Origin of the sequence: Lysinibacillus sp. FN11 (genome assembly GCF_024628845.1) — a bacterium.
Taxonomy (GTDB): domain Bacteria; phylum Bacillota; class Bacilli; order Bacillales_A; family Planococcaceae; genus Lysinibacillus; species Lysinibacillus capsici.
The window spans coordinates 1,753,322-1,779,442 of record NZ_CP102383.1; the positions used below are offsets into that span (position 1 = coordinate 1,753,322).

Genomic DNA, 26,121 nt, shown 5'->3' on the forward strand with positions numbered 1-26,121 from the left:
AGGTAGAATTCCATGAAAATGATCCATTCAAGCAAAATTCATCCCGAAGTGAAAACATTATTATCCTATGCCACTTCCGAAAAGAAAGTGGAGAAGGAATATTCATTGTACATTGCATGTCCAGAAAGATTATTGTATGGCTATACCTTTGAACAAGACATTGTTGGTTGTATAGGAATTGTTAAAAGAGAGGCAAATCAGTGTGAAATTAAACATATAGCCGTATCGCCCGCTTATCGGGGAAAAGGCATTGGCCGTGAGATGATACGATATGTGGAAGAACATCATGTATTTTCTTCTATTTACGCAGAAACAGATCAGGACGCAGTGATTTTTTATAAAAATAACGGCTTTCATATTACAAGTTTAGGAGAAAAATACCCTGGAGTGGAACGTTTTGGCTGTCTATTAACCTACACTACCTAATGGTTAATTCGTTGTACTGTCGATAAACGTCCACTTATGTGCTTTTTCCGCCCTCTTATTTATCTGTGTTAAAAGATAGGAGATTTGAATGGTACGCTAACATTGAAAGGAGCTATAAAAATGAAACAAAAATTGTGGTGGATAATATGTGGCTTGGCATTGTTCATAGCGGGCTATTCAATTGTTCAATATTTACTATTCGATGCACAGAAGGCTGGATTTGTACAATTAAAGCTTATGCTTAATGCTACATTGCATTCATTTTGGTATATTGTGCTCTATATACATATTGTATTCGGTATATTAGCTCTCGTCATCGGTCCTTTTACGTTGTCATCAAAGTTACGAGAGAAAAATGTGAAACGCCATAGACTACTAGGCAATATATATATGGTTAGTATTTTGTTTGGTGGCTTGGCAGGACTTTATTTAGCACTGAACGCAACAGGAGGATGGGTAGCACAGCTAGGCTTTGCTTTATTATCCATAGGGTGGCTCTTCACCATGTTTCAGGCGCTGGTCCATATTAAAAAAAGAAATATCCAAGGCCATCAGAAATGGATGCTAAGAAATTATGCTTTAACCTTTGCAGCTGTGACATTGCGAATCTGGCTACCTTTGTTTACGGTATTATTTGGCTTTGATAATTTTCAGTATAGTTATGCCTCTATCGCTTGGCTATGTTGGGTGCCAAATTTAATCGTGATGGAATGGTATATCCAGCGTAAGCTCTTTGCATCTAAAGACAAAGGATACGTTACAAAGACGACTTGACTTGAATTTATTCTTCAATATTGGGATTAAAAATAGAGCCTAATGCTTTTTATGTTGGCAATTATTTTTAATTAGTATCTAAAAACATGCAAATTGTCCTTTTGGTCCATTGTGGCAAGAAGGACATCTTTTATTTCTAGGTTATAGATTGTTTTTAGTTGACTCATCAACCATTGCTCAGAATGCTTAGTCTTGCTAAGCTCATGGTAATCAATTTTTCCCTCTTTAATAAGAACAGTGGGAAGAAAAAAGGGTTCGGGCTGTAAATTCATATCTGCTCGTGTTGGTGTTTGGTAGGGTGTGTGCAAAAAACTAGAGATCGATCCGTCTGGTTCCCATAATGCTAGTGCTACATTTTGAACCTCTTCAATTTTTTCTTTTCTTAACTCCGATAAAAGTAAATCTACAGATATTCTAGCCTTTTGTAAATTGGCGCTAATAATTTGCCCATTTTTAATCAGGGGAATCGGCGGGGAGTCTATCAAATGACGAAAGGCAACCCATTTTAGGCTCAAAAAAACACCGATGAGGTAAAGCACAACTAAAACGGTCATGGTAATCATGGAACCCTTCATTCCTAAACCTTCATCAGATAAGGGATGTGCGATAATATTCCCAAGTGTGATAGCCATTGCAAAATCCAGCATTCTTAACTGAGAAATAGAGCGCTGTCCCATAATTTTTGTTGCGAAAAGTAGGAAGAAAAAAGCGACAATGGCTCGCAGAATCCATTGAATAGCAGTAAGTGATTCTTGACTATGAAAAAATTCCACAGCGACACATCCTTTTTTTCTTATTGTTTCCTTCCGTTACATGATTATGCGGATCTTCAGGATTGAAACTAAATAGACTTGTAAAAATATGTTCAAAACGATATGGTTAAAATAAAAAAGCTATTATTTAGTAATTTTAAGAAAATCAGGAGAATACCTATGCACACAAAATTACAAAATATTCTAATCGACATACAAGAGAAGGTTAATTTTTCAGGAACGGTGCTAGTGGAAAATCAGGAGAAGGTTGCCTTAGTTAGCCAAAGTTTTGGCTATGCGAATCGCTCAGAACAAATCGACAATCATGCCAAAACTCGTTTTGGCATTGCATCTGGCTGTAAAATTTTTACTGCAGTCGCTATTTGTCAGCTTATTGAAAAAGGGAAGCTTGCATTTGACACAAAATTATGCGATTGTCTGCCTGAACATTTTAAGTACTTCGATGAGCAAGTAACCATCGCTCATCTGCTAACACATACGTCAGGAATACCCGATTATTTTGATGAGGAAGAAATGGAGAATTTTGAAGCGTTATGGGTTGAAAATCCGATGTACCAGCTTCGAACATTGCGAGATTTCTTACCATTATTTCAGAATCGTCCAATGAAATATAAAGCTGGTGAGCGATTTCACTATAATAATGCAGGATATATTGTATTAGGGTTAATTGTAGAGCATGCAACTGGTATGGATTTTTCCGATTACATTCAACAACATCTATTCGATCGGGTGCATATGACGGAATCAGGCTATTTTTCGTTAGATTCTTTGCCAGCTAATACAGCATTAGGGTACATAGACAACCCAGATGGAACCTGGAAAACAAATATCTATTCTTTACCTGTAAAGGGGGTTCTGATGGGGGTGCATTCGTAACGGGGAAGGATATGGCAAAGTTCTGGAGTGCACTGATGAATTTTGAACTTTTAAATGAAGATTTAACGAATCAGCTATTAATGCCACATGTTGAACTCAATGAAAATGATAGTTATGGCTATGGTGTATGGATTAAGAAGAATAGTGAACAAGCAATACTGAAATACCATGTAATGGGGTATGATCCTGGCGTGTGCTTCCATTCAGCCTATTATCCTGCTTCTTCCATTAAAGTTGTCGTATGTTCCAATAAATCTAAGGGAGCTTTTGATATGATGAAAGGAATAGAGGCTACCCTATAAAAGAATAGGGCTTGTCTGTGAAAAAGATTACAGACAAGCCTATTGCTAGTTATTAAGTAATGCCACCATGTATATTACAATAATACTCGATCTCAATAATATGAGGTGAGGATACACCATTATATGAATAGTAGCCACCGATCGCAATATTGTAAGCACTGCCTTGATCTTTAATGGAAGGGTCATACCCCATTTGCGTCCAGTAGCCTTTACCCTGTTCAATTGTAGAAGACAAGGAATGCATAACCGAAAATAACTGTCTTCCCCCAGGAATGTCCATGCTTAGTTGGGTGTCAAATGAACCATCCACTCGAATCATTGTTCGATGTGCCCCCATATGTAATTCAACGAATTTCGGTACTTTAACTGGAGAAAAAACTTCCTTATTATCGACCACGACATAAGAAGTGTCTATTCTACCTTTTAACATGTCTTCAAAATCTTTCAATTCTAGCCAATAATTTGCTGAGAATGATGTGATGGGATCTAGCTTAAAGCCTGTCCCATACTCTTCATTTAGTTTATTGACAATTGCCGAATATTCTTTATAGTAGTATTCTTTCTGCGCTAGCGTTAAGACTAATGGAACAGGTACCCTGACAGATTCCGTTGTGATTATTTGTTCATCTACTGATGTAGATAGTGTTGAGGCTGCTTTGTCATTCTTTTCACAGCCTGTCAGGAAGATGGCTCCTACTAAAATGCTTGTCACCAAATATCTTTTCAACACCTTCACCTCCCAAAAATGAATAAAATCTATTATACCATACATAAATGTGAATAATTTCATTTATTTGGTAAAATAATAGTTTCGTAGTATATTGTAGAGAGAACGACGATTAAGCAAGTGTAAGGGGCGGTATAGTGGCAATTTTAAAAGATTATTCGAGTCAGCCGAGTTGTGAGGTAGAGCTAGATATTTTAATGGTGAATGAGGAAAGTGTAAAGTTTCGTATTGAATTTCGCTTTGGGCCAGCTTTCCCAGCGATAAATACTGAGATTTACTGTTTAAAAAGAGATTTCCTTCAATTATTAGAAGACATAACACAATTGGAGCCTGCTTATTTAAGTATGCTGGAGCCGCATGATCCTGGCCTATGCATCTATCATATCCCTCATTATGGCGAATATTTTTTTCCTGGATACGGTATCTTTCAAATTCCTGAAGAGGAGAGGGAGGAAGCAGAGCAACGTTATAAATTAATGTTTGTACTAGATGCTTATGAAAAGAATCATTATGGTGCAAGAGAATGTGGGCCTGCATTATGTATTATTGTGACGATGGAACAAATTCGCGTGTTCATTACCACTTTGCGAGAACAAGTAAAGATATTCTAAAGTAAAAGGTGATACAACGGTCATTCATCTTCTTCTAAAAAGGTGCTAAAGGAAAGGTTGAGACGATCACATAGTTTATTTCATCGCTAGGTAATTGCTCATTAATCCCTAATTGTTCAAATGAAAATGTTTCCTGAATTTGATCGGTATATTTCGTATTAAAGGAAAACGTAATGAATTTAGACACGTTGATTTTCCTCCGTTTCCTAGGGGGCACATTCATGGGCGAATTATAAGAAATTGAATGTCGTTGATATTTTCAGTAACTAAACTTTTTTTCTTTGGGTAAAAAGAATAGAAAATGCTGTCGGCTGAATTATCATTAATATAGACAGTGTAAGTAGTATAATTTTCTAGCAATTGCTTTAATTGTTGGATTATTTGTTCATTAGGTTTTTCAGCTTTTGTTTCTTTTTCTAGTTCAAGAGTGATTGCTGTCGTCATATTTTGTATATCTAATTGGCTTGCAGGGCGATTAAATTTTTTCTGACTAGATAAAATAGCATCGATTTCTTCAGGTGTAAGATCTTGTTCAGAAATATTTTTTCCTCCTCTCCAATTTATTGTTTGTCAAAAGGCAACTTAACAAGTATGAAATTTATTAAGTGTTTTTGTTAAAATGTAGTATAAACTCTCGTGTATGAAGGTGCAATAGTTACCATTAAGGAGCAGTATACTTCTGCTTTCTTCGTTTATTTTGCTTATAGGTAAGATAAGAAGTTTTTAAGGAAGCATAACTTCCAATTGCTGCATAGCCATAAAACCAGCCCATGAATAGTCCTGCAAGAAGATTATGTCGGTGGCTGATGAAAATAGAAATGAATAAGCCGACAACTAGTACAATGGTCAGAACCCAAAAAGCTTTATATGACACATTTTCTTAATTAGTTGCGTAATAATCTTAACTACAGGGACTGCAACGACGGCATCCAAAAAATTTGTATGTATGAGTGGAAAGTGTTCCATTCCGTTCACCTCGCATTGACAATTTATTGTGGACATATAGGGAAATTTTATGCAGTAGTTTATTGAGAAATCATTGAGGATTTGTTGAGAGAATGTATAGATAGCTATGGTAGACTTACTCTGTTGGGGTGCACAAGCAAACTAACACGCACAAAAGGGGCAGGGCAACTAGCTTTGTCCTTTTAATAAAGTAGCACCAAATGGAAATAGAGATTGCAATAGCCAGTGGATAAATGTAAAATTTGATTCATAAATCTACGATAAAAGAGGTATATGATGTTTCCAATATTACATACTGAACGATTAGTGTTAAGGGAATTGACGAGTTCTGATGGACAAGCTCTACTTGCGTGCTTTTCGAATCCTGAAGTTTTGCGCCATTATGGACAACAGCCCTTAACGAGCTTAGGTCAAGTGCAGCAAATCATTCGAAATTTTGCAAACAATTTTGCCGAAAAACGTGGTATTAAATGGGGCATTGCATTAAAGGATCATGAAGGAATTATTGGTACAATCGGCTTTCAAGAGTGGTCAATAGAGCATCGAAGAGCGGAAATCAGCTACGCCCTTTTGCCTGAATATTGGGGAAATGGCTATGCTCAGGAAGCTGTCAAACGAGCTATTTCCTATGGTTTTGAAGAAATGGATTTAGTACGAATTGGAGCCATTGTATTTAAAGAAAATGAAGCTTCCAATCTACTATTGCAGAAAATAGGCTTCGAACAAGAAGGCTTATTAAAAAAATATATGCATCAACATAATGTGCCCCATGATACTTATATATACTCACTTATTAAATAATAGGGAGACCAGATTCCTATAAGGACATCTGGTCATTTTTTGATGGTTTCTGTAAAAGTTTTTCGACCTGGATTGATTTTGGCTACATCCACATCAATTTTGCTAATTGAATCCTCTGATAAAGGGATTTTTCCATCTTTCTCAAGCTTTTTCCAAGCCTTGACGTTATCGCGGTAGAGATATTCTGACAATCGATAGATATCCACATCTAATTTTAGACCTTCTTTATAGGTTTCCTGGATTTCCTTTTTCACTTCTTTTACAATAAGCTCTTTCAGCTCTTGTTCGGTTACTTTTCCTTTAAAACCATTGATGGTCGCATTGATTCTCAATTTGACTTCAAATGTAACAACCTCTTGTTTAACAAGTGGTTCCACATCGACATGTATTTTCTCAATACTCACCGTTAGTTCTTCCTGGTCACCTGTGTTTAATTGAAAGGTAATCTCTCCACGATTTGTATAGTTATGCATCCATTGGCTGCCACGAGCCGCAGTGTCTTGCACGAACCCCTTAAAGCCATCTTTCGACAGGACACCAACCCCTGAAAAGTAGGTTTCCTCTACTTGCTCCTCATCTGTTTCCCAATCGTCTTTAATGGACACATAAGGAATTGTTACTTCATAGCTTGGCTCATTTAAACCAATGACAACATCTCTTAAGTCCTTTGGTTCAATAAATGTTTCTTGTTCTGTTGGGTTGATTGGGTTACTTAATTTTGATGAGGATAACGAATTTCTTAAGATAGGTGTGACAAGCAGTATGTCTTCTACTGGGTTTTTTGTACAATACACCCAGATTTGATACCTAGTATCGCGAAAACGTATGAATGTATCGATGACAGGAATAATGTGTTCATTTTCCATAGCTTGCTCTGAAAAAATCATATATCGCATATGTCCCCAAAAAATTTCCTGATCTGAGGAGCGATATAATTTGTAAATGGCCTCTTCTATTGTTTTACCAGTGGCACGTCCTACTTCTGCAGGCGCCACCGATGCGCTAGGTTGTATAGATTTCGCGACATCAGCGAAATTAATCACTTGTAAATAGACAATATACTCGTCGTTTTCGTAGTCTACACCTACTGCATTTATATAGTACATTCTTTGTGGCTCCGTAATATCCCAGCATCCAGCGAGTAAGGTCGTCAATCCGATGATCAATAAAAAGTTGAAATAAGTTTTCATGGTTTCTCCACTCGAATTGCTCTTTAGTTGTATTTTATAGTGTTAGCTTAGACAAAAGATGGCTTTTTTATAAAGTGCTTGCTGAGGAAATGGTATTTGGAAAATCATATCCAATGAGCCGATTTTCAGGTATGATGAGGCAAGGAGGGGAGAACGGTGACTAGTATTTCATATTGTCTAATTAATACATTTACGAATGAGCTATATAAAGGAAATCCTGCAGCAATATGTCTATTAGATGAAGCTATTTCTGAGGAGACCATGCAAAAAATTGCACAGGAGATACCTGTCCCGACAACAGCCTTTATTGAAAAAAAACAGGTTGATTTTTCGCTGAAATGGTTTACGCCAAATAAGGAAATACCCATTTGTGGTCACGGCACCCTTGCTAGTGCCTTTGTGCTTTGGCAGCAAGGAATTGTGCCAAAGGAGCACACAATTACATTTCATACAGCAAGTGGTCCTTTACATGCCAAGTGGCAACATGAACGAGTGGAAATCGCCATCAAAACGTATCCAATTGCTGAAATGGAATGTCCTTCAGCATTGGAGGACTGGTTAGGATGTAAGCCCATCTTTGTAGGGAGGACCGAATTGGATTATATCGTGGAAGTAGGCAATGAAGATCAAATTGCACAGTTTGAACCTGACTTTTTTGCGATGAAGCAGTTTTCTGTTCGAGGAATTTGTCTAACTAGTCAGTCGAAGGAAGAAGGCATTGATATCGTATCTCGCTTTTTTCTCCAGCACAAGGTATTGACGAGGATCATGTAAATGGTTCAAGTCATGGTGCACTAGGCCCTTATTGGTGTGAGAAATTATCTAAACAACAGCTTGTCAGCAAACAACTTTCTAAACGTGGTGGTGTACTCTATGTGACCCCTCATCACAACAAGGTATTGATTGCAGGCGCAGCAGTTACAGTCTTGCAAGGAGAATTAAACATCTAGTTACGGTTTAGAAGGAGATTTATATTCGAGGTAACAGTTTTTTGTTTTGGTAATTATTCCTATTAGAAAAAGCGAGAAAAAATTTGAAACTTGTTGTAACCTTTTTCAATGTGAAACGACTACTCTATTAGTAGAATACAAAAGAACTAAAGCAAGTAGTAACATTCACTTTTCACAAAATGACCAGGGCTCAATTTTGAGTGCCTGGTTATTTTGTTGTCATAATAAAAAGAGGGCTCGCACATGGCATACCCTCTTCGATTTTATTCGCTCAGCATAGCTTTTAATGTTCGTTTTTGCCAGCCTAGCTTGAAGTATGCATATTGCATAATGAAGTGGACGCAGAAGGTGATTGGATAGGCTAACCAAACGCCATTTAGTTCTAGTGATGTATGGTGAGATAATAGGAACGCTAATGGTACCTGCACAACCCAAATCGTAATGACTAAGAAGATGGTTGGCCATAATACGACACCAGTGGCACGCATTGTAGCAGAAACAGTTTGTGTGTGTCCAAAAATTAAATAGCTCCAAAAGGCAATATATAAATAATTCTTGGCAATAAGCACAGTCTCATGTGAATCGATAAAGAAAGCCAAAATAGGCTCTGCAAACAGATACATAATGAGGATGATCGCGCCACCTAGAAAATAATTAATTCGCACACCCATTTGTCGGATTTTTTTAATCATCTCTGTGGAATTAGCCCCTAACGCCTGTGCTACAAAGACAGATGTAGCAATGGCAATACTCATAGCTGGGACTTGAGCATAGCTAGCTACCTGATTGACAACGCCATAAGCGGCAGTAGCATCCGAACCATAGCCATTCACAAAGCCAATAACGGCAATTTCGGCCACTGAAATGGCAACCATGCTAATACTGGCTGGAATGGCTAGCTTTAATAAGGACGTTAAAATATCTTTCTTTAATTTAAAATGCTGTAAGATCGTTTTATCAAAACGTAGTAAATGCTTTGTTTTATGCAAATAGGCTAACAACAGGATCATTGTCACCAGGTTTGATAACACGGAAGCATAGGCAGCCCCATTTAAGCCGAACGCAGGCAACCCCAACCATCCAAATACTAAAGGTGGTAGGAAGACGATATTTAACACGACACTAATTACTAAAAATAAAAATGGGGTTTTGGAATCACCGACTCCTCGCATAAAGGTTGTATACACCAAATACCAAAACATAATCGGTAACGTGAAGAAAAGTATTTGGGCATAACTAATACTCATGTCTAAAATATTCGCAGGTGTCTGCATAAAGCGTAATATCCATTCAATGAAAAAGCCACCAAAAATCGCGACAGCAATGGATAAAATGGTTGTAAAGGCGAGTGTTACACCAACAACCTCTTTCATTTTGGCATGATTACCAGCCCCAAATGTTTGACCGACTAAAATAGAACTTCCTGAACCAATGCCAATTGCAAAGGCCATTAAAAAGAAGAAAAATGGAAAAAATGCCGAAATGGCTGCTAGGGCATCGACCCCTAAATTGCGTCCGACGATAAACATAGCAAATACCTGGCCGACAGATTGCAGCACATTTGCTAGCATCACGGGAATTAAGAAATTAAAAAAAGCTTTGCGTAGCTGTTGATCATCCTGTAACATTTGTTCGTTCATAATTAAGTTCCTCTTGAGTTTTAATAACCCATTTCTTTTAAGATTCTTGAAAGTGTGCGTAGGCGTTCTCCAATTAGCTCACCATCATTAGTAAGTGCTTGCTGAAAAAGCTGGATATCCTCTTTAATCTGTTCATTTTCTGTACAAACTTCCACTGTCATGGCATCTCCCTGTAAGCCTACACGATTAATCACAGGGTTTTCTTCATCATATAAATGCTCATGACGATAAGCCTCCTTAAAATAAAGTTCCGTTTCACACACTAAAATAGCGAGATCAAGCACGCGGTGTAGGGGAAGTTCTTCTGATTGGCGAGACCACTTGCCACCTGTATGCCGCCAAACCTTGGCAGAAATATCAACCTTTCCTCGATCATTCCATTGTGCCAGACCAAGGGAAAGTCCTTGTGCATCGGTTTGATAAGCCGTGCGCCCATCAATATTGGCATAATTTTCTGCCACGATGACAGGTTTATGTTTTAAATGTGTTGGAATTTTCATGTATCCGTACTCCTTATCATTTCTAATTTAGTAATTTAGTAAATTACTGATTTAGTAAATTTAGCATTAAACGCTTCTATAAGTCAATCGAAAAGAGGAAAGTTGGAACCCTTTCTTTTAAAACCAACTAAAGGGGGCTTAGCGTAAGGAATTCATTACAATAAACGTTCAAAATCTGCCGTGGTTTTTACAAAATAGTAAGTTATAATTTATAGAAGTATGATTGATTGGAGAGAAAGAGGATGGAAACAGCTAAATATCACCGAATGGTTTATACACGTATATGTGAAAATTTACAAAAATGGGATAATAGTGACTTTGTTAGAGAAGACGAACTCTATTCATTTTTACATACATTAAAAGGCACCGCTGGATCAATCGGTTTACATGAATTAACTTCGATTGCTAGTGAAAAGCTAGAGCTTTTGAATGAAGACCGTAACAAGCAATGGACCAAATCAGAATGGAAAAAGTACCTTGCTCCGTTTATTGAAAGCGTTCATTTTTATCAAGAAAATGATTCAATGGCTCAACATATAGAACATCCTACAACCATCATTAAAAATCCAGCAAAACAAGATTTTATTCTGATAATAGATGATGATGTGGTATTTATTTCCTATTTAAAAAATGTTTTAGAGAAAAAGGGCTACTCTGTCATTGCAGCTCATAATGGTAAACGAGGATTAGCGTTAATTTATGAATTGCAACCATCCATCGTATTTCTAGATATCATGCTTCCAGATTTTAATGGCTTTTCTATTTTAGACAATATTAAAAAGACGAAAAAGAGCTCATGTTTGTGACAGTGATTAGTAGTAATGATAGTAAAGAAAATCGCGTTCGCACATTGGAGATGGGTGCTATGGATTTTATGGCAAAGCCCATTGATGAAGAGCTATTAGTTGCTTATGTTTCCAATCGCTTAGCCTATAAAAGAGAATTAGAGCAGGCTATTGTCATTGACGAATTAACCCAAATTTATAATCGTAAATTTATGGAATCGCAAATAAAGCTTTTCATTAAACACCATCAGCAAAACAAAGAACATTTTTCAATTGCGATTATCGATTTAGATTATTTTAAAAAAGTAAATGATACATATGGTCACCTAGTAGGTGATGAGGTGCTGAAGGGTTTCGCTTCATTGGTGAAGGAGCTAAAAGGAGCTGAAGCAATTGCTTGTCGCTTTGGTGGAGAAGAATTTGTGATTTTAATGCCCCGTACTACTAAAAAAGAGGCATTTATTTTTATTGAAAAACTTCGTACCTCCATGGAGAAAAAGATATTTACAGCAAATGGAACTAGCTTCCATGTTACATTTTCTAGTGGAATCGCAGAAGCAACTTCTACCAATTTACATCCTAAAAAGATGCTAGAAGAGGCAGATCAAGCACTATATACGGCCAAACAATTAGGGAGAAATCAAACGATCATCTTTGATAACATAGCTGCTGTGGAGAAAAGAAAGGTGAAAATCAAGATCGTTGTCATTGATGATGTGTATATTATTCGTGATCTGATTACCAATCATTTTAAGCATTTGGAGGAAAATGAGGATTATATGATTGAAACACTGGCATACCCTGATGGCATTAGTTTTCTGGAAGCCAATTGGTATGACCCTGAGTGCAAATACATTATCTTATTAGATTGGATATTGCCGAAAATGGACGGCATCGAGGTGCTAAGTAAGATAAGAGAGCAACATGCTTCAAGTAATGTAATCGTCTCCATGCTAACTTCACGTGTGGGGGAAGAATACGTCATGAAGGCTTTCATTAATGGGGCGGACGATTATATTGTGAAGCCGTTTAATGTGGTTGAAGTATCGGAACGCATTATTCGTTTAATTCATCAGATGTTTCTTTAATGGGAAAGGGAGAAAAGACAGGATGGCTAGAATTTTAGTAGTGGATGATGAAGAAATATTACGCATGTTAATACGTGAAACCTTAGAAGATTTAGAATTTGATATTGATGAGGCAGAGGATGGCGAAGAAGCCCTTAAAAAAATGATGGAAAGCTCCTATGATTTAATGATACTCGACTATATGATGCCGAATTTAACAGGAATTGAGGTGATCGAGCTTCTCCCACAAGAGATTAAAATGTCGATGCCTATTCTCATGCTGACAGCTAAATCACAAGAAAGTGATCGTCAAAAGGTATTTGATTTAGGGGCAGATTACTTTATGTCCAAACCGTTTAGTCCCATTAAGCTAATGAATTTGGTGGAGGACATCTTAAATGATTAAGTCGACATCCTTGCTGAATAAAAGTATACGAAGCCAATTCTTTAAAATGCTGCTTTTTCTAGTTGTTAGCTTTTTAATCATCATTGCTGCTTTTCTTGTCGTAGTCAATGCAAGTCAAAATGCCTTACAGCAGAAGAGAGAGCAAATGTATGAAAAATCAATGCTTGTGGATGAATTGGAAGAAAATTTTAATGGCATATTTTTTCGAGCAAGGGGCTACTATGCCTTTCAAAATGAGCAGGAATTAAAGCTATTGTATGAAAATTTGGAGAATTTCGAAGTTCTATTACAGCAGTTTTCGCAACTGGATTTAACGGACGAAGAACGAGGGCTCTATAATGAGCTAGTTGATTTTCATTATAATTATAAAACAGTTACTCTCCCAAAAGCGTTAAGCTTTGCGAAGATGGGGGATTATGAGGCTTTGAGAGAGCTTTCGAATGGCGGAGCAAATGACCTTGTCAATAAATTTATTACCTATACAAAATCCTATAAGAAAAAAACAGACCACTCCTTAAACCAAATTTTTAGCAAGACAGTGGAGCAGGGGCAATTATTCACTTTTATTTCGTTAATGATCAGCGGTCTCATTTTACTCTTTGTTGGCGTCATTTTACGAAGAGTGCTGAATAATATGATTCGACCAATTGAACAATTAACACTTGCGACAAACGCTTTGGCGTCAGGGAAATCTATTGATTTAGGTAATCTTGTACAAAAGGAAGATGAGTTAGGCATTTTAGCGAACTCATTTCTTAAAATGATACTCTCTATTCAGGATAAGGAAGAGGTACTGACAACCCAAAATGAGGAGCTTTTAGCGCAGCAGGACGAGCTTCAAGAAAATCAATTACAATTACAAAATTCATTAAATTATTTAGAAAAGTATAATCAATTAAATCATGTACTGACGTTTACGTTAAATAAACAGAAACTAATCGATAATCTCCATAATTATTTAAACGACATTTATCAATATGATACGAGTGTGCTTTATTGGATGGAGGGCAATGTGTATGCGACAAAAGGTTTATCACACCAATCTGCTGCAGCCCTAGTTGAAAATTTTGACATGGATAAACAAGCAAGATTAAAGCAGGAAAAATCCTTTGTTATTAAACGTCAATTGACAGCAAATGAAAAAGGAATTGCACAAGAGTCTTATTATGCCTATGACTTGTATTCTTCCGTGTTTAATTCTAAACGAGAGCTAGTCGCTATATTAATGGCCACACGAGAGGGGCATCCCCATAATGATCGGGATATAGATAGTTTAAATGGACTATTAAATCGTGTGTCCATCGCATTTGAACGCATTCTTATGTATGAAGAGGTAGAAAAATCGAGGACGTTAAATCAAACGATTATTGATAATGTCAACGAAGGTATCCAGTTAGTTTCTGTTACAGGCGATACCATTCTTATCAATAGAGCGCTATGTGGTATTGTCAACTTCTTTAACTTGACAACAGAAACAAGTATCCCTAAAGAGGATTGGCTACAGCATTTTCAAAAATGTAGTGCCCAACCAGATGAATTAATTGAATTTATAGAGGCATCTATTATGGAGAGCTTTGAGGATACACGAAAATACCGCTATTGTATGACGGCTGAACATGAAATCTTTGTCGAGGTATATGCAACTTGTCTTTTTGATGGGCAGGAAAAAGTAGGCACAATTTTTGTGCATCGTGATATTACAAGAGAATATGAAGTAGATCAAATGAAATCCGAATTGGTGAGTACGGTAAGTCATGAACTGCGAACCCCTTTATCGAGTGTACTTGGCTTTACAGAGCTTCTGTTAACAAAAAATATAAAACCCGAACGGCAAAATAAGTATATCGATACAATCCATAGAGAAGCGGTACGACTAACCAATCTTATAAATGACTTCTTGGATTTACAGCGAATGGAGTCAGGCAAGCAGCAATATAACATGGAGACATTACAATTAAATGAAATAGCCTTTGAAATTGTCAATCGCTTCCGACATGAGCAAAAGCATAATGTCCATCTAATTGATAAGGCAAGAGAGGTCTATGTCAATGCAGATCAAGATAGACTCGTTCAATTATTTATTAATTTAATAGGAAATGCGATTAAATTTTCTCCACAAGGAGGGGATGTGGAGATTTTGTTAGAAAACAAAAATAATAGTATCCAAGTGAGTATAAAAGATGAGGGCATTGGCATATCTAAACAGGATATTGCTCAGTTGTTCCAAAAATTCAAACGAATCGATAATAGTTTAAGACGTAAAATAGGAGGGACTGGACTGGGTCTTTCCATTTGTAGAGAAATCATCTTAAAGCATGAGGGAGAAATATGGATAGAGTCAGAAGAGGGACAAGGTACTATTGTGTACTTTACTTTACCACTTGCAAATAACACTGTCACCTTCGATGAAGAGGATGTAATGGAGGATAGCAATGGCTTAAACATGATGATTGTCGAGGATGACTTAAGCTTAGCTCTACTGTTGTCTGAAGAGCTAAAAAGCAAGGGCTTTACCGTGATTCATCATCATGATCCAAAAAAGCTTTTGAAGATACACTCAATACACCTTTACTTGGTATTGTGATTGACATAATGCTTGGCGAAGAAATGAGCGGCTGGGATTTAGTCCGTGCACTAAGAGAAAGAGAGCATACAAAAGAGATACCAATTATTATATCCTCAGCATTAGATGAGGTAAAAGAAATGGTGGACCAATTTCAAATTAAAAAATACTTAACCAAACCATACCCACCTGAAGAAATATCAAAACTGTTTGTAAAATAATAGGATAGCTTAATTTATTGTCCGTAGCATTATATTGTAAGTAAAATGTGAGTGTTATAAAAACCTTACTAGATGAAGCAAAAGCGTTTGTCGCAAGTTGCTCCATACAACCAGACATTAACCGGAAATCTATCAACGAGAAAAATAAGTTTTCCTAAATTTTCTTCAAAAATGTGTAACCTTTGTAAAGCTGGTACGACTACTGTATTAGTAGAATACAAAACACTAAAGCAAATTAGTAGGTTTCACTTTTCACAAAAAGACCAGGTCTCAAATTTTTTTGAGAACACCTGGTCTTTTTGCGTGCTGGCAACAAAGTGGAAGTAATGCTAAAATAAGAAAAATACTTTAGAATGTTCTTGAAATTTAATTAAAATCACGCATAGAAATTGAAAAAAATGAAATCCCCCATCGTTTTTTCAACTAGGCGTAAAAAGGAGTTCAGACATGCAGGTTCGTCCAATTTAAAAATCTCCCAAGAAAAAATAAAATCTTAATTTTGGGGGATAAAACGTGTTTAAAAACCGATCTTTTTCACTTTTATTGACAGGTCAATCTTTAGCGGATATTGGTGATATTCTCTATATAGTAAGCGTGATTAGTATAATTTATCGTTTAACCAACTCGGCGATTGCTACTTCCTTTGTACCATTTATTATTACTACTTGTATGTTGATTTCCAGTCTGCTAACACCTCTTATTACGGCGAAAGTGTCGTTGAATCAATTGTTAACTATTTCTCAGGGCTTTAAAACAGCTGTCCTTTTGGGTCTTGCCTTGTATGTAGAATTGATAGGAGATCAGCCGATGTTTGGCTTTGTGTTTTTACTGATTGCGATGGTTGCGTTCTTGGATGGTTGTGCCAATCCTATTCGTCAATCCTTGGTGCCTCATTATGTGGAAGAAAAGGATTTATTACGAGCAAATAGTATTGCTGAAACGGTTATCCAATCCATTCAGGTGGGTTCTTGGTTTGTTGGCAGTTCCTTGCTTCTTCTCTTTACACCATCACAGCTTATATGGGGTGTTGTCGTCCTTTTTTTCATCGCAACATTGCTTTTAAAACTTCTACCAGATGTGGCACGTATGGAACGTCCACAAACAAAGAAATGGGTGTTAATTATGGAAGGGTGGCAAACCATCCATCAAACGCCTGTACTAAAAATTGCTGCACGTATGGATTTACTGGAATCGATGGCAGGTGCAGTGTGGGTCGCAGCGATTTTACTTGTTTTTGTAGAAGAAGCATTGCAGGCTTCTTCTCAATGGTGGGGTTATCTCAACGGCATTTTTTTTATCGGCATGATTTTAGGGAGTATGATTTGTTTAAAATGGACCAAATTTATTGAGCGTAAGAAAGCTATGTTCATAAGTGGAGGAGCGCTGTTGTCCGCTATTTTTACACTATTCTTTGCGGTTAGTATCACATCATTTATGGCTTTACTCTGTTCTTTGCTGATTGGCTTATGTGGGCAATTAAAAAACATTCCACAGCAAACCATCATTCAAACAAGTGTTTCAAAGGAGAAATTACCAACGGTGTATACATCGTTGAATGTCATTGTGACAGGGGTATTCGGCCTTTCATCTTTAATGATGGGCATGTTGTCAGAATGGTATGGGATACGAGTTGTTTTTTTCCTTTCAGCTAGTATGCTACTTCTCGTAAGTGTGATTGCCTATAAAAATAAAACATCTTTCACGTAAGAAAGAGTAGCCCTTACTTTTAGAGTAGGGGCTATTTTTTAGAAAAAGTTTATATCCTGTTAGTTGATAGTGTGGTAAAATATACAAATATTTGTATATTTTAAAAGGAGAAGTAGTATGAATCGTAAAAAAATAAGTTTCATTATCTCAGCCCTTATCATTGCAATTTTTATTGGTGTGGCATTAAAAAATGTTTTTTTTCAAGCATCTCTTACACCCTCTATGACTGTTTTGGAGGATGGGACCAAACAAATTAATTATGAAACTGCTTTAACAAAGCTAGATCAATCCGCCACAACGTTTGAAGCATATAAGGGCAAAATTTTAGTAGTGAATTTCTGGGCGTCCTGGTGTGGACCTTGTCAACAGGAAGCACCTGAACTAGAGGCATTCTATCAACAAAAATCAAAGGATGTCGAGCTACTAGCCATCAATGCTACAGCCTATGATAGCTATGCAAAGGCGGCAGCATTTAAGGATACCTATGATTTATCATTTCCTATCTTTCTAGACGAAGAGGGAGTACTACAGAAATCGTTTGAAGTGATGAATTATCCTAGTACCTTTATCTTTGACGAAGAAGGGAAATTACAGCACAGCGTGAAAGGCGAACTCACTCAACAACAATTAACACAATTGATTGATAATCTCTAAGAACAAATAAGTCTTATAGACAATATAGTTAGAAAAATGAAACTTTTTCTAAAAAGATACGTAGAAGTAGCTGAAGAAAAAGGAAGGGAGCTCCTTTAATGCCGCGGAAACACATTATTATTATCATCATTGCATGGATTGTAGAAATATCGTTGACGTATTGGGTTGCCACCATGTTCTCTGTGCGATTTATTGAAGTGATGTTTTTCACGGGCATTGCCTTTACCTTAGGAACGTTTTACTTTTCGAGTAGCGGTGGAGCGATGTCGAGGCTTTATGCATCCCAAGTGAGTGCGCAAACAGGGATCATTCATGAGCGAGAACGGTTCAAAGTTAAACTTGGACCCGTATTTATAGCGTCACTGATATTTTTCCTTATTGGATTGGTATTCTTTATTTTACTTGTAACAGGCATTATTCCACCACAAAAGGTGTGAAAGTTATTGGCTTCCACATGCAAAAAATCAAGATGGCTGGGTGCTCATTTTGATTTTTTTGCGTTGTATAGAATTTGTAGAGTGCTATATTATAGAATAGGCTTCAATAATTGTATTTTTACAATTAGAAAGGAGTAAAAGGGTAACTATTATACTAATTACCCTTCGTTATTAGTGATTTGTCATGCAAAATATGTATATCTGTGGAGGTATACGATATGTTAAAGGAGCTATCAAACCGCAGTGCCCCAAAATCGAAACCAACAAAATACAAAGAAGAGTAGACAACTAGAACCTGACCTTCAAGATAATGCTATGCTAGAAATTCAAACGATGGAAAGTAGCATAAAAAGATACATAACAGTGCATGGTGACCACTTGAATGCAGCTGAATATCATTCTTTACTGCAAATGATTAAGAGTTTAGAGAAATTGAAAACAGCGATTAAAGGTGTTTCATTAGACTAGACACATTCTTTTATATTGGATGATCTGATAATACGGTTTATCAGATCATCCTAGGAATTAATCCACCGGTAATAAGTAAAAGTGAAGTTTTGACCATTCATTTCAAATGATTCACCGCTTCTATCCAATTGTTTAAAGCCGTTTTTTTCTAATACTTTCTGAGAGGCTATATTGTTCGTCGTTGTTTGAGCCTCAAGGATGAGCATGCCTTGCTGGCGCATAAGGTCTAATACTAATTGTAAGGCTGTATGGGCAACCCCTTTCCCATTATATTCTTTTCCCACTCGATAACCGATATGACCTAAACGTTGATCCTTATCAATATCGATTACATTGATCCTTCCTACAATTTCCTCAAGTTCATTTTTTATTAGATAGAAATAGCATTGCTGTTGTGCCTGTTCCTCTAAAAGCATGTCATTTTTTCTTATAAAATTTGGTAATAGGTAATAGTCATCCCCTCGACTTGGTACTGTTTTTTCAAAATAGGCCCTATTTTTAACCTCAAATGCATATAAGTTTTCATAATCACCCTGTGTTAATTTTTCTAATCGAATATTCATGGCATCTCCAATCAATTTTGATTTTTCTTTCATTATACCTGTAGTCTAGGGCTAATCTCATCTATTTATTGATTGTTCAGATTTTGTAGATGTGCGATTGGTACAATGGTTGCGTTCACAGAACATACGTTAGTTATTATTGGCGCTGACCTAGGAGGTGAAATAGGCAAAAGCGAATAATGTGTTTTTTTGTACTGAGAGCATTGGGTCAGGGATTAGAAAACTACTTTGCTTCTTTCAGCCATCTATTAAAAAGGTCCGTCATTAAAAATAACCACTTCCTGTGGCGTTGCCTTCACTAGTTTTTCTGAATGACTTATTCTAAAAGTTTGGGAAGCATGCCCTGCCAAATGGATTTACGAGATTTTGATTTCCAACATCACACGCTGACTTAGAGCACAACCTGAGGCGTCTTCGTTTTAAAATGTGTGAATAAGTAGCATCCCAAAATCACGATGATACCCCCAATGCCTTGCAGCCAGCTTAGCTGTTCACCGACAAATAAAAAGGCGAGCAATGCTGTAAAAATGGGGTTAAAGTTTAGAAAAATACCAGAGGTTGTAGCACCTAATTGTTGAACGCCTATATTCCAAAATACCATACAAACTACTGTAGAGATGACCCCTGTATAAAAAAGCGAAAGAATGAAAGTAGAGTCGATTTCAGAGAAGGTAAAATCATTGATTGTGAATGGGACTAGGATGAGCACCCCAAACAAACCTGCATACAATGTCGCCATTAATGGAGAGGTTGTTTGCATAGCCCACTTACTACATACAGAATAAAGTCCCCATACGCAAACGGCTGCCATCATCCATAAATCTCCTGTATTCAATTGGAAGTGCCATAACAGCTGCCAATCTCCTTTTGAAAGAACAAGAAAAACACCAATGAAAGAGAGTACCATGGCCAGAAGCTGCAAGCCATTTATTTTTTCTTTCAGAAAGGCGAAGGAAAAGAGGGCGATGGACATGGTATTCATTGTAGAAATAAGACCAGCATTCGTGGATGTTGTCCGCTCCAACGCTAAAAATTGAAATATATTAAACAAGGCAACACCTGTAATGCCCATGAGGAATAATGGCACAAGAGCGGCCTTAGCAGGAACCAATTTCTTCTCTTTCCACCAAACGAACGGTAGCAGGACGATCACCGCGATCAGCCATCTGACCAACGTTAAGGTCATCGGTGAGGCATGAGCCACTAGCGTCTTAGCCACAACAAAATTGCCTCCCCAAAGTAAGCTCGTGACAAGCATTAAGCCCATATAAAATTTAACCACAGTATAGGTACACTCCTTTTACTTCTATGTATAATAAGAATCATAGCACTATAAGTGATTTGTCAGTATAATATTTTGTGTAATTAAATAAATTCGAAATAATCGAAAGTTATTTAACAGATATCAAAATAATGTTTTGAAATCGTGTTAAAAACTTCCTTGTCTAAAAATAATCAAAAGAGGAGAAAACAATGGAGGATATAAAAAATAAAGGATTAGATAATGTGGATCTGCAAATCTTAGCGATTTTGCAGCGAGAGGTTCAGATTAGCAATGCGGAACTAGCTAGACGGGTGAATTTGTCCCCACCAGCAACTCATACAAGAGTGAAACGTCTAGAAAATGAAGGCTATATTGATCAACAAGTTGCGATTTTAAATCAGGAAAAACTAGGATTTGATTTATTGTGCTATATTTTTATGAGCACGAATATTCATCAGGAAAAGCAAATAGAGGAATTAGAAAACCGCTTGAAAACAATGTCCGAAATTTTGGAATGTCATTGCTTAACAGGTGCCTATGATTATTTGTTAAAGGTCGTCATTCGAGACCGCCAAGACTTAGACCAATTCATCCGAAAATTAAATAAGCTTGGCGTTTCTAGAATTCAAACGAATTTATCCTTACGGGAAATTAAATATTCTACAGTGTTACCGATCGAAGAAAACAGCAAGCCTGAGTAAGGTAACTCAGGCTTGCTGTTTTTTTACTCATGAAAGGATAGCAGCCGCTCCAAATGAGTAGAGAAGCGCTCGAAAAAGGATAGCAGCCGCTCCAAATGAGTAGAGAAGCGCTCGAAAAAGGATAGCAGCCGCTCCAAATGAGTAGAGAAGCGCTCGAAAAAGGGATAGCAGCCGCTCTAAATGAGTAGAGAAGCGCTCGAAAAAGGATAGCAGCCGCTCCAAATGAGTAGAGAAGCGCTTGAAAAAGGATAGTAGCCGCTCTAAATGAGTAGAACTCCGCTCTAAATGAGTAGAACCCAAATCACGAGAGATTAGCTCTGCTTCAAATAAAGAGATCACACGCGCAAAAAACATACAACCAATAAGTTGCTTATAGTTGACACACAACCATAGAGTTGCCTATACTCAAGCTATGAATTGGGATACAGACGCTGTTTTTAAAGCACTAGGGGACTCGACTCGGAGACTGATATTAGATGAACTGGCTGAGTGTGATGAGATGACGTTGTATGAATTGACTGTGCGTCTTCTAATGAAACATGAACTTTCAATTTCGAGGCAGGGGATTGCTAAGCATCTCTCTGTATTGGAAAGTGCTGGACTCGTCCTATCACAGCGGCAGGGAAAATATCGAGTCATTCTCTTCAATAAGGAACCACTTAAAGATTTACTGAAAGGATGGGTAGAGTAAAGCTTACGTGTGAAGGATGCTTCTTAAACGCTCAAAAGGAGGAAAAGCAATTGAATATTATTGTCAACAGTATCTTTGTACAAGATCAGGAAAAGGCACTAGCATTTTATACGGAAAAGCTAGGGTTTGTAAAAAAGGAGGATGTCCCAGTAGGAAAATATAGATGGCTAACGCTTGTGTCGCCTGATGATTTAGAGGGCACTGAGTTATTACTCGAGCCAGATGAGCATCCTGCAGCAAAGGACTATCAAAGGAATATCTTCGCTGAAGGCATTCCAGCAACAATGTTTGGAGTTGCTGATTTAGAAAAGGAGTATAGTCGTTTACAGGAGAAAGGCGTTGAATTTACACTTAAGCCGACAAAAGCGGGAGAAGTCACAATAGCAGTTTTTAATGATACATGTGGCAACCTTATTCAGATTATACAAAGATAGTGTAGAAAAGCGTGTTTTGATAAAAAATATCAAAACACGCTTTTCTCATTACTCAGCCATTACCAAACCTTTATCATCGTTCAAAACGTTTAGATTTTCCTTTGGCTGTGCATTTACGGTCTGTTCTTTGGCTTCTGCTTCCTCGCTGGGCGGAGCTTCTTCCGACGAACAAGCAGATAAAAGGAATAGTAGCGCTATACTAAATGACAGGAATTTCTGCATGAGGCAAACCTCCATCAATCAATTGTTGATATGAATATTTTGCACATTTTTTTACAGAATATGTTGCGTATAGCTGCCATTAAAAAATCTTTTAAGCGACCGTATTACTAATTATTTTGCTAAAGCCATTATTATATGCACTATTAATCAGCTGCTGTATTGACTTTACTGCTTGCTCAGAGAAAATATACCAGTTATCGCCATCGAAATCATGGAGTAAATACTCAGGATAGCCTTGTAATAGTTCCTCTGGGAAAGGTTTATTTAATGTATAGATATCATATTGTTTGACACTGTTATGATCATGGCTCATAAAATCAAATTGACCAAGCTTATAATAAGATCCAGGAGATTCTAGATTGAGGTGCCAATAATAATCTTTCGGAGCCTCTACTTTGTCGCCTTTCTTTTCTTGGAAAATTTTGAAAAGTGCTTGGTGATAGGCATTGCCCTTGATGTCCTGAACGACACCACCCATTGTCATATGGTATTCATAGCGTAGTACCTTAATTTTTTCATCTTCAATTAGCAGTGGTTCAGTCGTAATATTCACTGTGCCTTCATTGTAATGCACTTGACTGCCAAATGTTTCAGCAATAAAGCGGATTGGTACATAGGTACGATTGTTTTTCATGTATGGTTGTACATCCAATTGCTCTTTTTCACCATTTTTAATGACTGTTCGGTTATTAAGATTCAATTTAACGGTTGCTTGATCCATTGAAAGGGTGATTTGTGAATCCTGCCAATGAACTTGTGCACCAAGATTTTCACTGATCACACGTAATGGCACCATTGTTCGATTGTTTTTTTGCTCAGGTGCTGTATCAGATTTTACCACAACATCGTCGATTTTGATTTGTGGAGTTGCTGCATCAGCAGGTGTTGCTACAAATAATGTAGATGTTAAAAATAGCCCTGTAAAAAATTTTTTCATGGTATATAACCTCCTTATATTTTAACATTTACCACCATCGGAAATTTTACCATAATATTCTTCAATATATAATAAAAATCTTACTATTTTTTCTCTAAATTCAATAACCGTTTTAATTATCAGATGTATAATGACACAAAGTCGCCATCGCTAATAGCTACTTTTTGACAGCGTATAATCTGTATTTGTTCTCGAATACTAACGCTGAAAGGAGGTTATTGAATGAAGTTTTTGACATGGGGCATTGTTGGTGCGGCATTATTTGCTGTGATGAAAGGCTACGGGAAATCCAATCAAGGACAGAAGGATAGCTTTCAACAAACAACGACGCCTGTACAATTAGTTGCCAATGCGAATCCGCTGACAGCCAATACACCGAAACAGTAGAACAAAAGCTTATAGATTACTTTGATCTATAAGCTTACTATAATTTTACATAAATATACTATCATTGGTATAATTGATTGTGAGAAGAGGTGGTGTATAAATGCTCGATTTTACAAACTATTATGACGATGATTTAGAAGAAATTTTGCAATTATTTTACGAAACCGTACATAATGTAAACGCTCAAGATAATTCGCAGACACAATTGGATGCTTGGGCACCGTTAGCAATTCAGCCAGTTAATGTAGCGGCTTGGCAACAGTCTTTAAGAAATAATAAGACCGTAATAAGACCTATGTCGCAAGGGCGCATCATCAAATTGTTGGCTTTGGGGATATGACAATGGAGGCTATTAGGATCAGCCTTTATGTACATAAGGACTTTCAGGGACAGGAAATAGAAGCGCATGCAAAAAAGCTTGGTCTTACGCATATTTGCACGGATGCTAGTCTTCTAGCGAGCCCATTTTTGAACGGAAAGGATACTAAATCATGCAAACACAAACAGTCGAGCGACAGGGCATATCGTTAATGACTTTAGCATGGTTAAAATATTTATTGATGAAAAGGATGGATGAAAAGGATGAATTATGTAAAGGGTTTTATCGTATTAATAATGTTATGTTTCATGCTTAGTGCCTGTGCACAAACAGAAAAGCCTTCTCATGAGAAACCAGATGTAGAAAGTATCACAGTTTCATTCGAACATCCTGAAACAAAGCAACCATTTAAAATAATTCATGCTTATGAGCTTTTTCAAAACTATACAGAAAAGGTAGAAAGTGACCCAGATCGTTCGCCATTGGACATCTATCGAGAAGAGGTCATTGATCCTGTTTATAGTGCATGTTTTGAGAATGGTGAATATATAAATATGGCTGAGACGGTGTTGAATATCACGCCCAAACAATTGAAAGAAAATCAATTATTAAGCGAAAAAATTGATAGGGAAGCAACTGAAAAGAGTATCAAAGAGGGTCTATTCAAATCTTCTGAATTTCTTCCAACTAATAATGAAACAACGGTATGTGTGTTTCCAGCCACAGATGTTAACGCGAATATGGTAACGATAGGTGCAGGTAAAATAACAGCCCTCTATAATAAATATTATACCGATGAATCTATCAGGGCCATTATCGCTCATGAATATCATCATAGTGTTGCAACTGAAAACCGCCCACGTGGTGAAGATAAAGTGCTAGATCATCTCATATTTGAAGGAAGGGCTGTGATGTTTGAAAAATTAGTTTATCCTGATTTGAACTTTACGCGAGTTGATTTAGATTACAACAAAGTCTACTGGGCAGATGTTGCAGCAGATTTGGATAAGCCTGATCTGAATCGTGCATTAGATATAATTAGAGGTGGAAATGATCTACCCTATCAATATGGGTATAGTGAGGGATATAAAATGGTAAAATCCTATCTTGATTTGCATCCCGATGTATCGATAGAGGAGTGGACTGCTTTAAGTCCGAAAGAAATTTTTGAAAAAGGCAACTATCTTGAAAATTATCAATAAACAAGTAAGCAACAGACCCAGTATCAAACTCGGTCTGTTGCTTCGTTTAGGCATCGATGAATGGTTAAAATTGCTTGTAAATGCATCCCTTCATGAAAGATGGTGCGTAACAGTACTTGTTCAATGGTTTGCATACCCATATCAATAGGACGGAATTCCTCTGACAATCGGTGACCATACTGCTCCTTTAATTGGGCAGGCTGCTGAGCCAAATACATTTTTAACTCCTCAAAGGATGGCGTTTCATCGTCAAAATGCCTTGGCGATGTACCAAACCCAAACCATTTCTTGAGAGCTTCTAGTTCTGTATTCTTTTCTTTTGTTAATGCCTCTATCCATAAATATTGATCGAGATAAACATGACCCATATTCCAGCGAATATTATTATGAAATCCAGCTGGGATGATGTTCGCTTTTTCTTCTGACACATGCTCCAGTAAGTGAAGCAGCTCGCCACGATAATTGGCTAGCTGCTGAAATAAATTTTCTTGACGTTGATTCACATGTAACCCTCCTTTTTAATATTATTGGCTATAATCCTCCATTTTCCTGCAAAA

32 protein-coding genes and 3 pseudogenes are annotated in these 26,121 nt (G+C 37.0%); 22 read left to right on the forward strand and 13 right to left on the reverse strand.

Features of this window, described 5'->3' with window-relative positions; genetic code table 11:
• Positions 1-12: 12 nt before the first annotated feature.
• Both NP781_RS09390 and NP781_RS09395 read left to right on the forward strand, forming a co-directional pair.
• Positions 13-426: a GNAT family N-acetyltransferase gene (locus NP781_RS09390; RefSeq protein WP_221682269.1), complete on the forward strand. Its 414-nt coding sequence runs from the start codon at positions 13-15 to the stop codon at positions 424-426.
• 120 nt (positions 427-546) lie between these two features.
• Positions 547-1,200, forward strand: a complete 654-nt coding sequence (locus tag NP781_RS09395) for a DUF2306 domain-containing protein (RefSeq protein ID WP_257522104.1) — start codon at positions 547-549, stop codon at positions 1,198-1,200.
• A gap of 71 nt (positions 1,201-1,271) precedes the next feature.
• On the opposite strand, the gene NP781_RS09400 is transcribed toward NP781_RS09395, so the two are convergent.
• Positions 1,272-1,973 carry a DUF421 domain-containing protein gene (locus NP781_RS09400; RefSeq protein ID WP_221682267.1) on the reverse strand — a complete coding sequence of 234 codons (702 nt, stop codon included), beginning with the start codon at positions 1,971-1,973 and terminating at the stop codon, positions 1,272-1,274.
• 159 nt (positions 1,974-2,132) lie between these two features.
• Here NP781_RS09400 and NP781_RS09405 point away from each other — a divergent pair.
• Positions 2,133-3,151: pseudogene (locus NP781_RS09405) on the forward strand (serine hydrolase domain-containing protein).
• Positions 3,152-3,203: 52 nt separating this feature from the next.
• Here the strand turns inward: NP781_RS09405 and NP781_RS09410 are convergent.
• Complete coding sequence (locus NP781_RS09410; protein WP_257522105.1) at positions 3,204-3,881, reverse strand: hypothetical protein; 678 nt, start codon at positions 3,879-3,881, stop codon at positions 3,204-3,206.
• 134 nt (positions 3,882-4,015) lie between these two features.
• Between NP781_RS09410 and NP781_RS09415 the strand changes: the two genes are divergently transcribed.
• Positions 4,016-4,489 (forward strand): hypothetical protein, encoded by a 474-nt coding sequence (locus NP781_RS09415; protein WP_257522106.1) that lies wholly within the window; start codon positions 4,016-4,018, stop codon positions 4,487-4,489.
• Between the two features lie 34 nt (positions 4,490-4,523).
• Here the strand turns inward: NP781_RS09415 and NP781_RS09420 are convergent, their stop codons facing one another.
• The 3 genes and pseudogenes from NP781_RS09420 to NP781_RS09430 all read right to left on the reverse strand — a co-directional run bounded on the left by NP781_RS09420 (position 4,524) and on the right by NP781_RS09430 (position 5,455).
• The gene (locus NP781_RS09420; protein WP_257522107.1) at positions 4,524-4,676 is read right to left on the reverse strand and encodes a hypothetical protein; all 153 of its coding nucleotides are present in this window, start codon (positions 4,674-4,676) and stop codon (positions 4,524-4,526) included.
• 32 nt (positions 4,677-4,708) lie between these two features.
• Positions 4,709-4,933, reverse strand: coding sequence for a hypothetical protein (locus tag NP781_RS09425; protein ID WP_255601606.1), 225 nt, complete (start codon positions 4,931-4,933; stop codon positions 4,709-4,711).
• A 217-nt stretch (positions 4,934-5,150) separates the two neighbouring features.
• Positions 5,151-5,455: pseudogene (locus tag NP781_RS09430) on the reverse strand (hypothetical protein).
• A gap of 276 nt (positions 5,456-5,731) precedes the next feature.
• On the opposite strand from NP781_RS09430, the gene NP781_RS09435 reads away from it, so the two are divergent.
• Entirely contained in the window at positions 5,732-6,256 is a 525-nt protein-coding gene (locus NP781_RS09435) for a GNAT family N-acetyltransferase (protein ID WP_257522108.1), read from the forward strand.
• A 32-nt stretch (positions 6,257-6,288) separates the two neighbouring features.
• Here NP781_RS09435 and NP781_RS09440 read toward each other — a convergent pair whose 3' ends face one another.
• Positions 6,289-7,446, reverse strand: a complete 1,158-nt coding sequence (locus tag NP781_RS09440; protein ID WP_257522109.1) for a Ger(x)C family spore germination protein — start codon at positions 7,444-7,446, stop codon at positions 6,289-6,291.
• 156 nt (positions 7,447-7,602) lie between these two features.
• Between NP781_RS09440 and NP781_RS09445 the strand changes: the two are divergent.
• Positions 7,603-8,396, forward strand: a pseudogene (locus NP781_RS09445) (PhzF family phenazine biosynthesis protein).
• A 263-nt stretch (positions 8,397-8,659) separates the two neighbouring features.
• On the opposite strand, the gene NP781_RS09450 reads toward NP781_RS09445, so the two are convergent.
• Both NP781_RS09450 and NP781_RS09455 read right to left on the reverse strand, forming a co-directional pair.
• Positions 8,660-10,036, reverse strand: coding sequence for an MATE family efflux transporter (locus NP781_RS09450; protein ID WP_257522110.1), 1,377 nt, complete (start codon positions 10,034-10,036; stop codon positions 8,660-8,662).
• Between the two features lie 20 nt (positions 10,037-10,056).
• Positions 10,057-10,536, reverse strand: a complete 480-nt coding sequence (locus tag NP781_RS09455) for a DUF6530 family protein (protein WP_004230188.1) — start codon at positions 10,534-10,536, stop codon at positions 10,057-10,059.
• A 242-nt stretch (positions 10,537-10,778) separates the two neighbouring features.
• On the opposite strand from NP781_RS09455, the gene NP781_RS09460 reads away from it, so the two are divergent.
• From NP781_RS09460 to NP781_RS09500, 9 genes are all read left to right on the forward strand, one after another.
• Positions 10,779-11,342, forward strand: a complete 564-nt coding sequence (locus NP781_RS09460; RefSeq protein WP_257522111.1) for a response regulator — start codon at positions 10,779-10,781, stop codon at positions 11,340-11,342.
• Positions 11,339-12,409, forward strand: a complete 1,071-nt coding sequence (locus NP781_RS09465) for a diguanylate cyclase (protein WP_257522112.1) — start codon at positions 11,339-11,341, stop codon at positions 12,407-12,409. Before NP781_RS09460 ends, NP781_RS09465 begins: the two co-directional genes overlap by 4 nt.
• 22 nt (positions 12,410-12,431) lie before the next feature.
• On the forward strand, positions 12,432-12,794 hold the full coding sequence (locus NP781_RS09470; RefSeq protein ID WP_048392951.1) for a response regulator transcription factor: 363 nt from the start codon (positions 12,432-12,434) through the stop codon (positions 12,792-12,794).
• Positions 12,787-15,378 carry an ATP-binding protein gene (locus tag NP781_RS09475; RefSeq protein ID WP_257522113.1) on the forward strand — a complete coding sequence of 864 codons (2,592 nt, stop codon included), beginning with the start codon at positions 12,787-12,789 and terminating at the stop codon, positions 15,376-15,378. The genes NP781_RS09470 and NP781_RS09475 overlap by 8 nt, the downstream gene beginning before the upstream one ends.
• Before the next feature lie 8 nt (positions 15,379-15,386).
• The gene (locus tag NP781_RS09480) at positions 15,387-15,578 is read left to right on the forward strand and encodes a response regulator transcription factor (RefSeq protein WP_257522114.1); all 192 of its coding nucleotides are present in this window, start codon (positions 15,387-15,389) and stop codon (positions 15,576-15,578) included.
• A 513-nt stretch (positions 15,579-16,091) separates the two neighbouring features.
• Complete coding sequence (locus tag NP781_RS09485; RefSeq protein ID WP_257522115.1) at positions 16,092-17,285, forward strand: MFS transporter; 1,194 nt, start codon at positions 16,092-16,094, stop codon at positions 17,283-17,285.
• Between the two features lie 117 nt (positions 17,286-17,402).
• Positions 17,403-17,939 (forward strand): TlpA family protein disulfide reductase, encoded by a 537-nt coding sequence (locus NP781_RS09490; RefSeq protein ID WP_221682255.1) that lies wholly within the window; start codon positions 17,403-17,405, stop codon positions 17,937-17,939.
• A gap of 98 nt (positions 17,940-18,037) precedes the next feature.
• Positions 18,038-18,376: a hypothetical protein gene (locus NP781_RS09495; protein ID WP_257522116.1), complete on the forward strand. Its 339-nt coding sequence runs from the start codon at positions 18,038-18,040 to the stop codon at positions 18,374-18,376.
• Positions 18,377-18,619: 243 nt separating this feature from the next.
• Positions 18,620-18,844: a hypothetical protein gene (locus NP781_RS09500; RefSeq protein WP_257522117.1), complete on the forward strand. Its 225-nt coding sequence runs from the start codon at positions 18,620-18,622 to the stop codon at positions 18,842-18,844.
• A 50-nt stretch (positions 18,845-18,894) separates the two neighbouring features.
• Here NP781_RS09500 and NP781_RS09505 read toward each other — a convergent pair whose 3' ends face one another.
• Together NP781_RS09505 and NP781_RS09510 are read right to left on the reverse strand one after the other, a co-directional pair.
• Positions 18,895-19,407, reverse strand: a complete 513-nt coding sequence (locus NP781_RS09505; RefSeq protein WP_257522517.1) for a GNAT family N-acetyltransferase — start codon at positions 19,405-19,407, stop codon at positions 18,895-18,897.
• A 391-nt stretch (positions 19,408-19,798) separates the two neighbouring features.
• Complete coding sequence (locus tag NP781_RS09510) at positions 19,799-20,674, reverse strand: DMT family transporter (protein ID WP_255601658.1); 876 nt, start codon at positions 20,672-20,674, stop codon at positions 19,799-19,801.
• Positions 20,675-20,880: 206 nt separating this feature from the next.
• Here NP781_RS09510 and NP781_RS09515 point away from each other — a divergent pair, with 206 nt between their 5' ends.
• From NP781_RS09515 to NP781_RS09525, 3 genes are all read left to right on the forward strand, one after another.
• Positions 20,881-21,372 carry an Lrp/AsnC family transcriptional regulator gene (locus NP781_RS09515; RefSeq protein ID WP_004230168.1) on the forward strand — a complete coding sequence of 164 codons (492 nt, stop codon included), beginning with the start codon at positions 20,881-20,883 and terminating at the stop codon, positions 21,370-21,372.
• Positions 21,373-21,784: 412 nt separating this feature from the next.
• Positions 21,785-22,063, forward strand: a complete 279-nt coding sequence (locus NP781_RS09520) for an ArsR/SmtB family transcription factor (protein WP_221682367.1) — start codon at positions 21,785-21,787, stop codon at positions 22,061-22,063.
• 50 nt (positions 22,064-22,113) lie between these two features.
• A complete protein-coding gene (locus NP781_RS09525; RefSeq protein ID WP_221682250.1) occupies positions 22,114-22,497 on the forward strand; it encodes a VOC family protein in 384 nt (127 codons plus the stop codon).
• A gap of 48 nt (positions 22,498-22,545) precedes the next feature.
• Here the strand turns inward: NP781_RS09525 and NP781_RS09530 are convergent, their stop codons facing one another.
• Positions 22,546-22,719: a hypothetical protein gene (locus tag NP781_RS09530; protein WP_221682249.1), complete on the reverse strand. Its 174-nt coding sequence runs from the start codon at positions 22,717-22,719 to the stop codon at positions 22,546-22,548.
• 91 nt (positions 22,720-22,810) lie between these two features.
• Entirely contained in the window at positions 22,811-23,656 is an 846-nt protein-coding gene (locus NP781_RS09535) for a copper amine oxidase N-terminal domain-containing protein (protein ID WP_257522118.1), read from the reverse strand.
• A 222-nt stretch (positions 23,657-23,878) separates the two neighbouring features.
• Here NP781_RS09535 and NP781_RS09540 point away from each other — a divergent pair, with 222 nt between their 5' ends.
• The 4 genes from NP781_RS09540 to NP781_RS09555 all read left to right on the forward strand — a co-directional run bounded on the left by NP781_RS09540 (position 23,879) and on the right by NP781_RS09555 (position 25,564).
• Positions 23,879-24,043, forward strand: coding sequence for a hypothetical protein (locus tag NP781_RS09540; protein WP_004230164.1), 165 nt, complete (start codon positions 23,879-23,881; stop codon positions 24,041-24,043).
• 100 nt (positions 24,044-24,143) lie between these two features.
• Complete coding sequence (locus NP781_RS09545; RefSeq protein ID WP_255601598.1) at positions 24,144-24,383, forward strand: hypothetical protein; 240 nt, start codon at positions 24,144-24,146, stop codon at positions 24,381-24,383.
• A 151-nt stretch (positions 24,384-24,534) separates the two neighbouring features.
• On the forward strand, positions 24,535-24,678 hold the full coding sequence (locus NP781_RS09550; protein WP_257522119.1) for a hypothetical protein: 144 nt from the start codon (positions 24,535-24,537) through the stop codon (positions 24,676-24,678).
• On the forward strand, positions 24,626-25,564 hold the full coding sequence (locus NP781_RS09555) for a DUF2268 domain-containing putative Zn-dependent protease (protein ID WP_221682247.1): 939 nt from the start codon (positions 24,626-24,628) through the stop codon (positions 25,562-25,564). The genes NP781_RS09550 and NP781_RS09555 overlap by 53 nt, the downstream gene beginning before the upstream one ends.
• Before the next feature lie 23 nt (positions 25,565-25,587).
• Here the strand turns inward: NP781_RS09555 and NP781_RS09560 are convergent, their stop codons facing one another.
• Entirely contained in the window at positions 25,588-26,067 is a 480-nt protein-coding gene (locus tag NP781_RS09560; RefSeq protein WP_221682246.1) for a DinB family protein, read from the reverse strand.
• Positions 26,068-26,121: the final 54 nt, after the last annotated feature.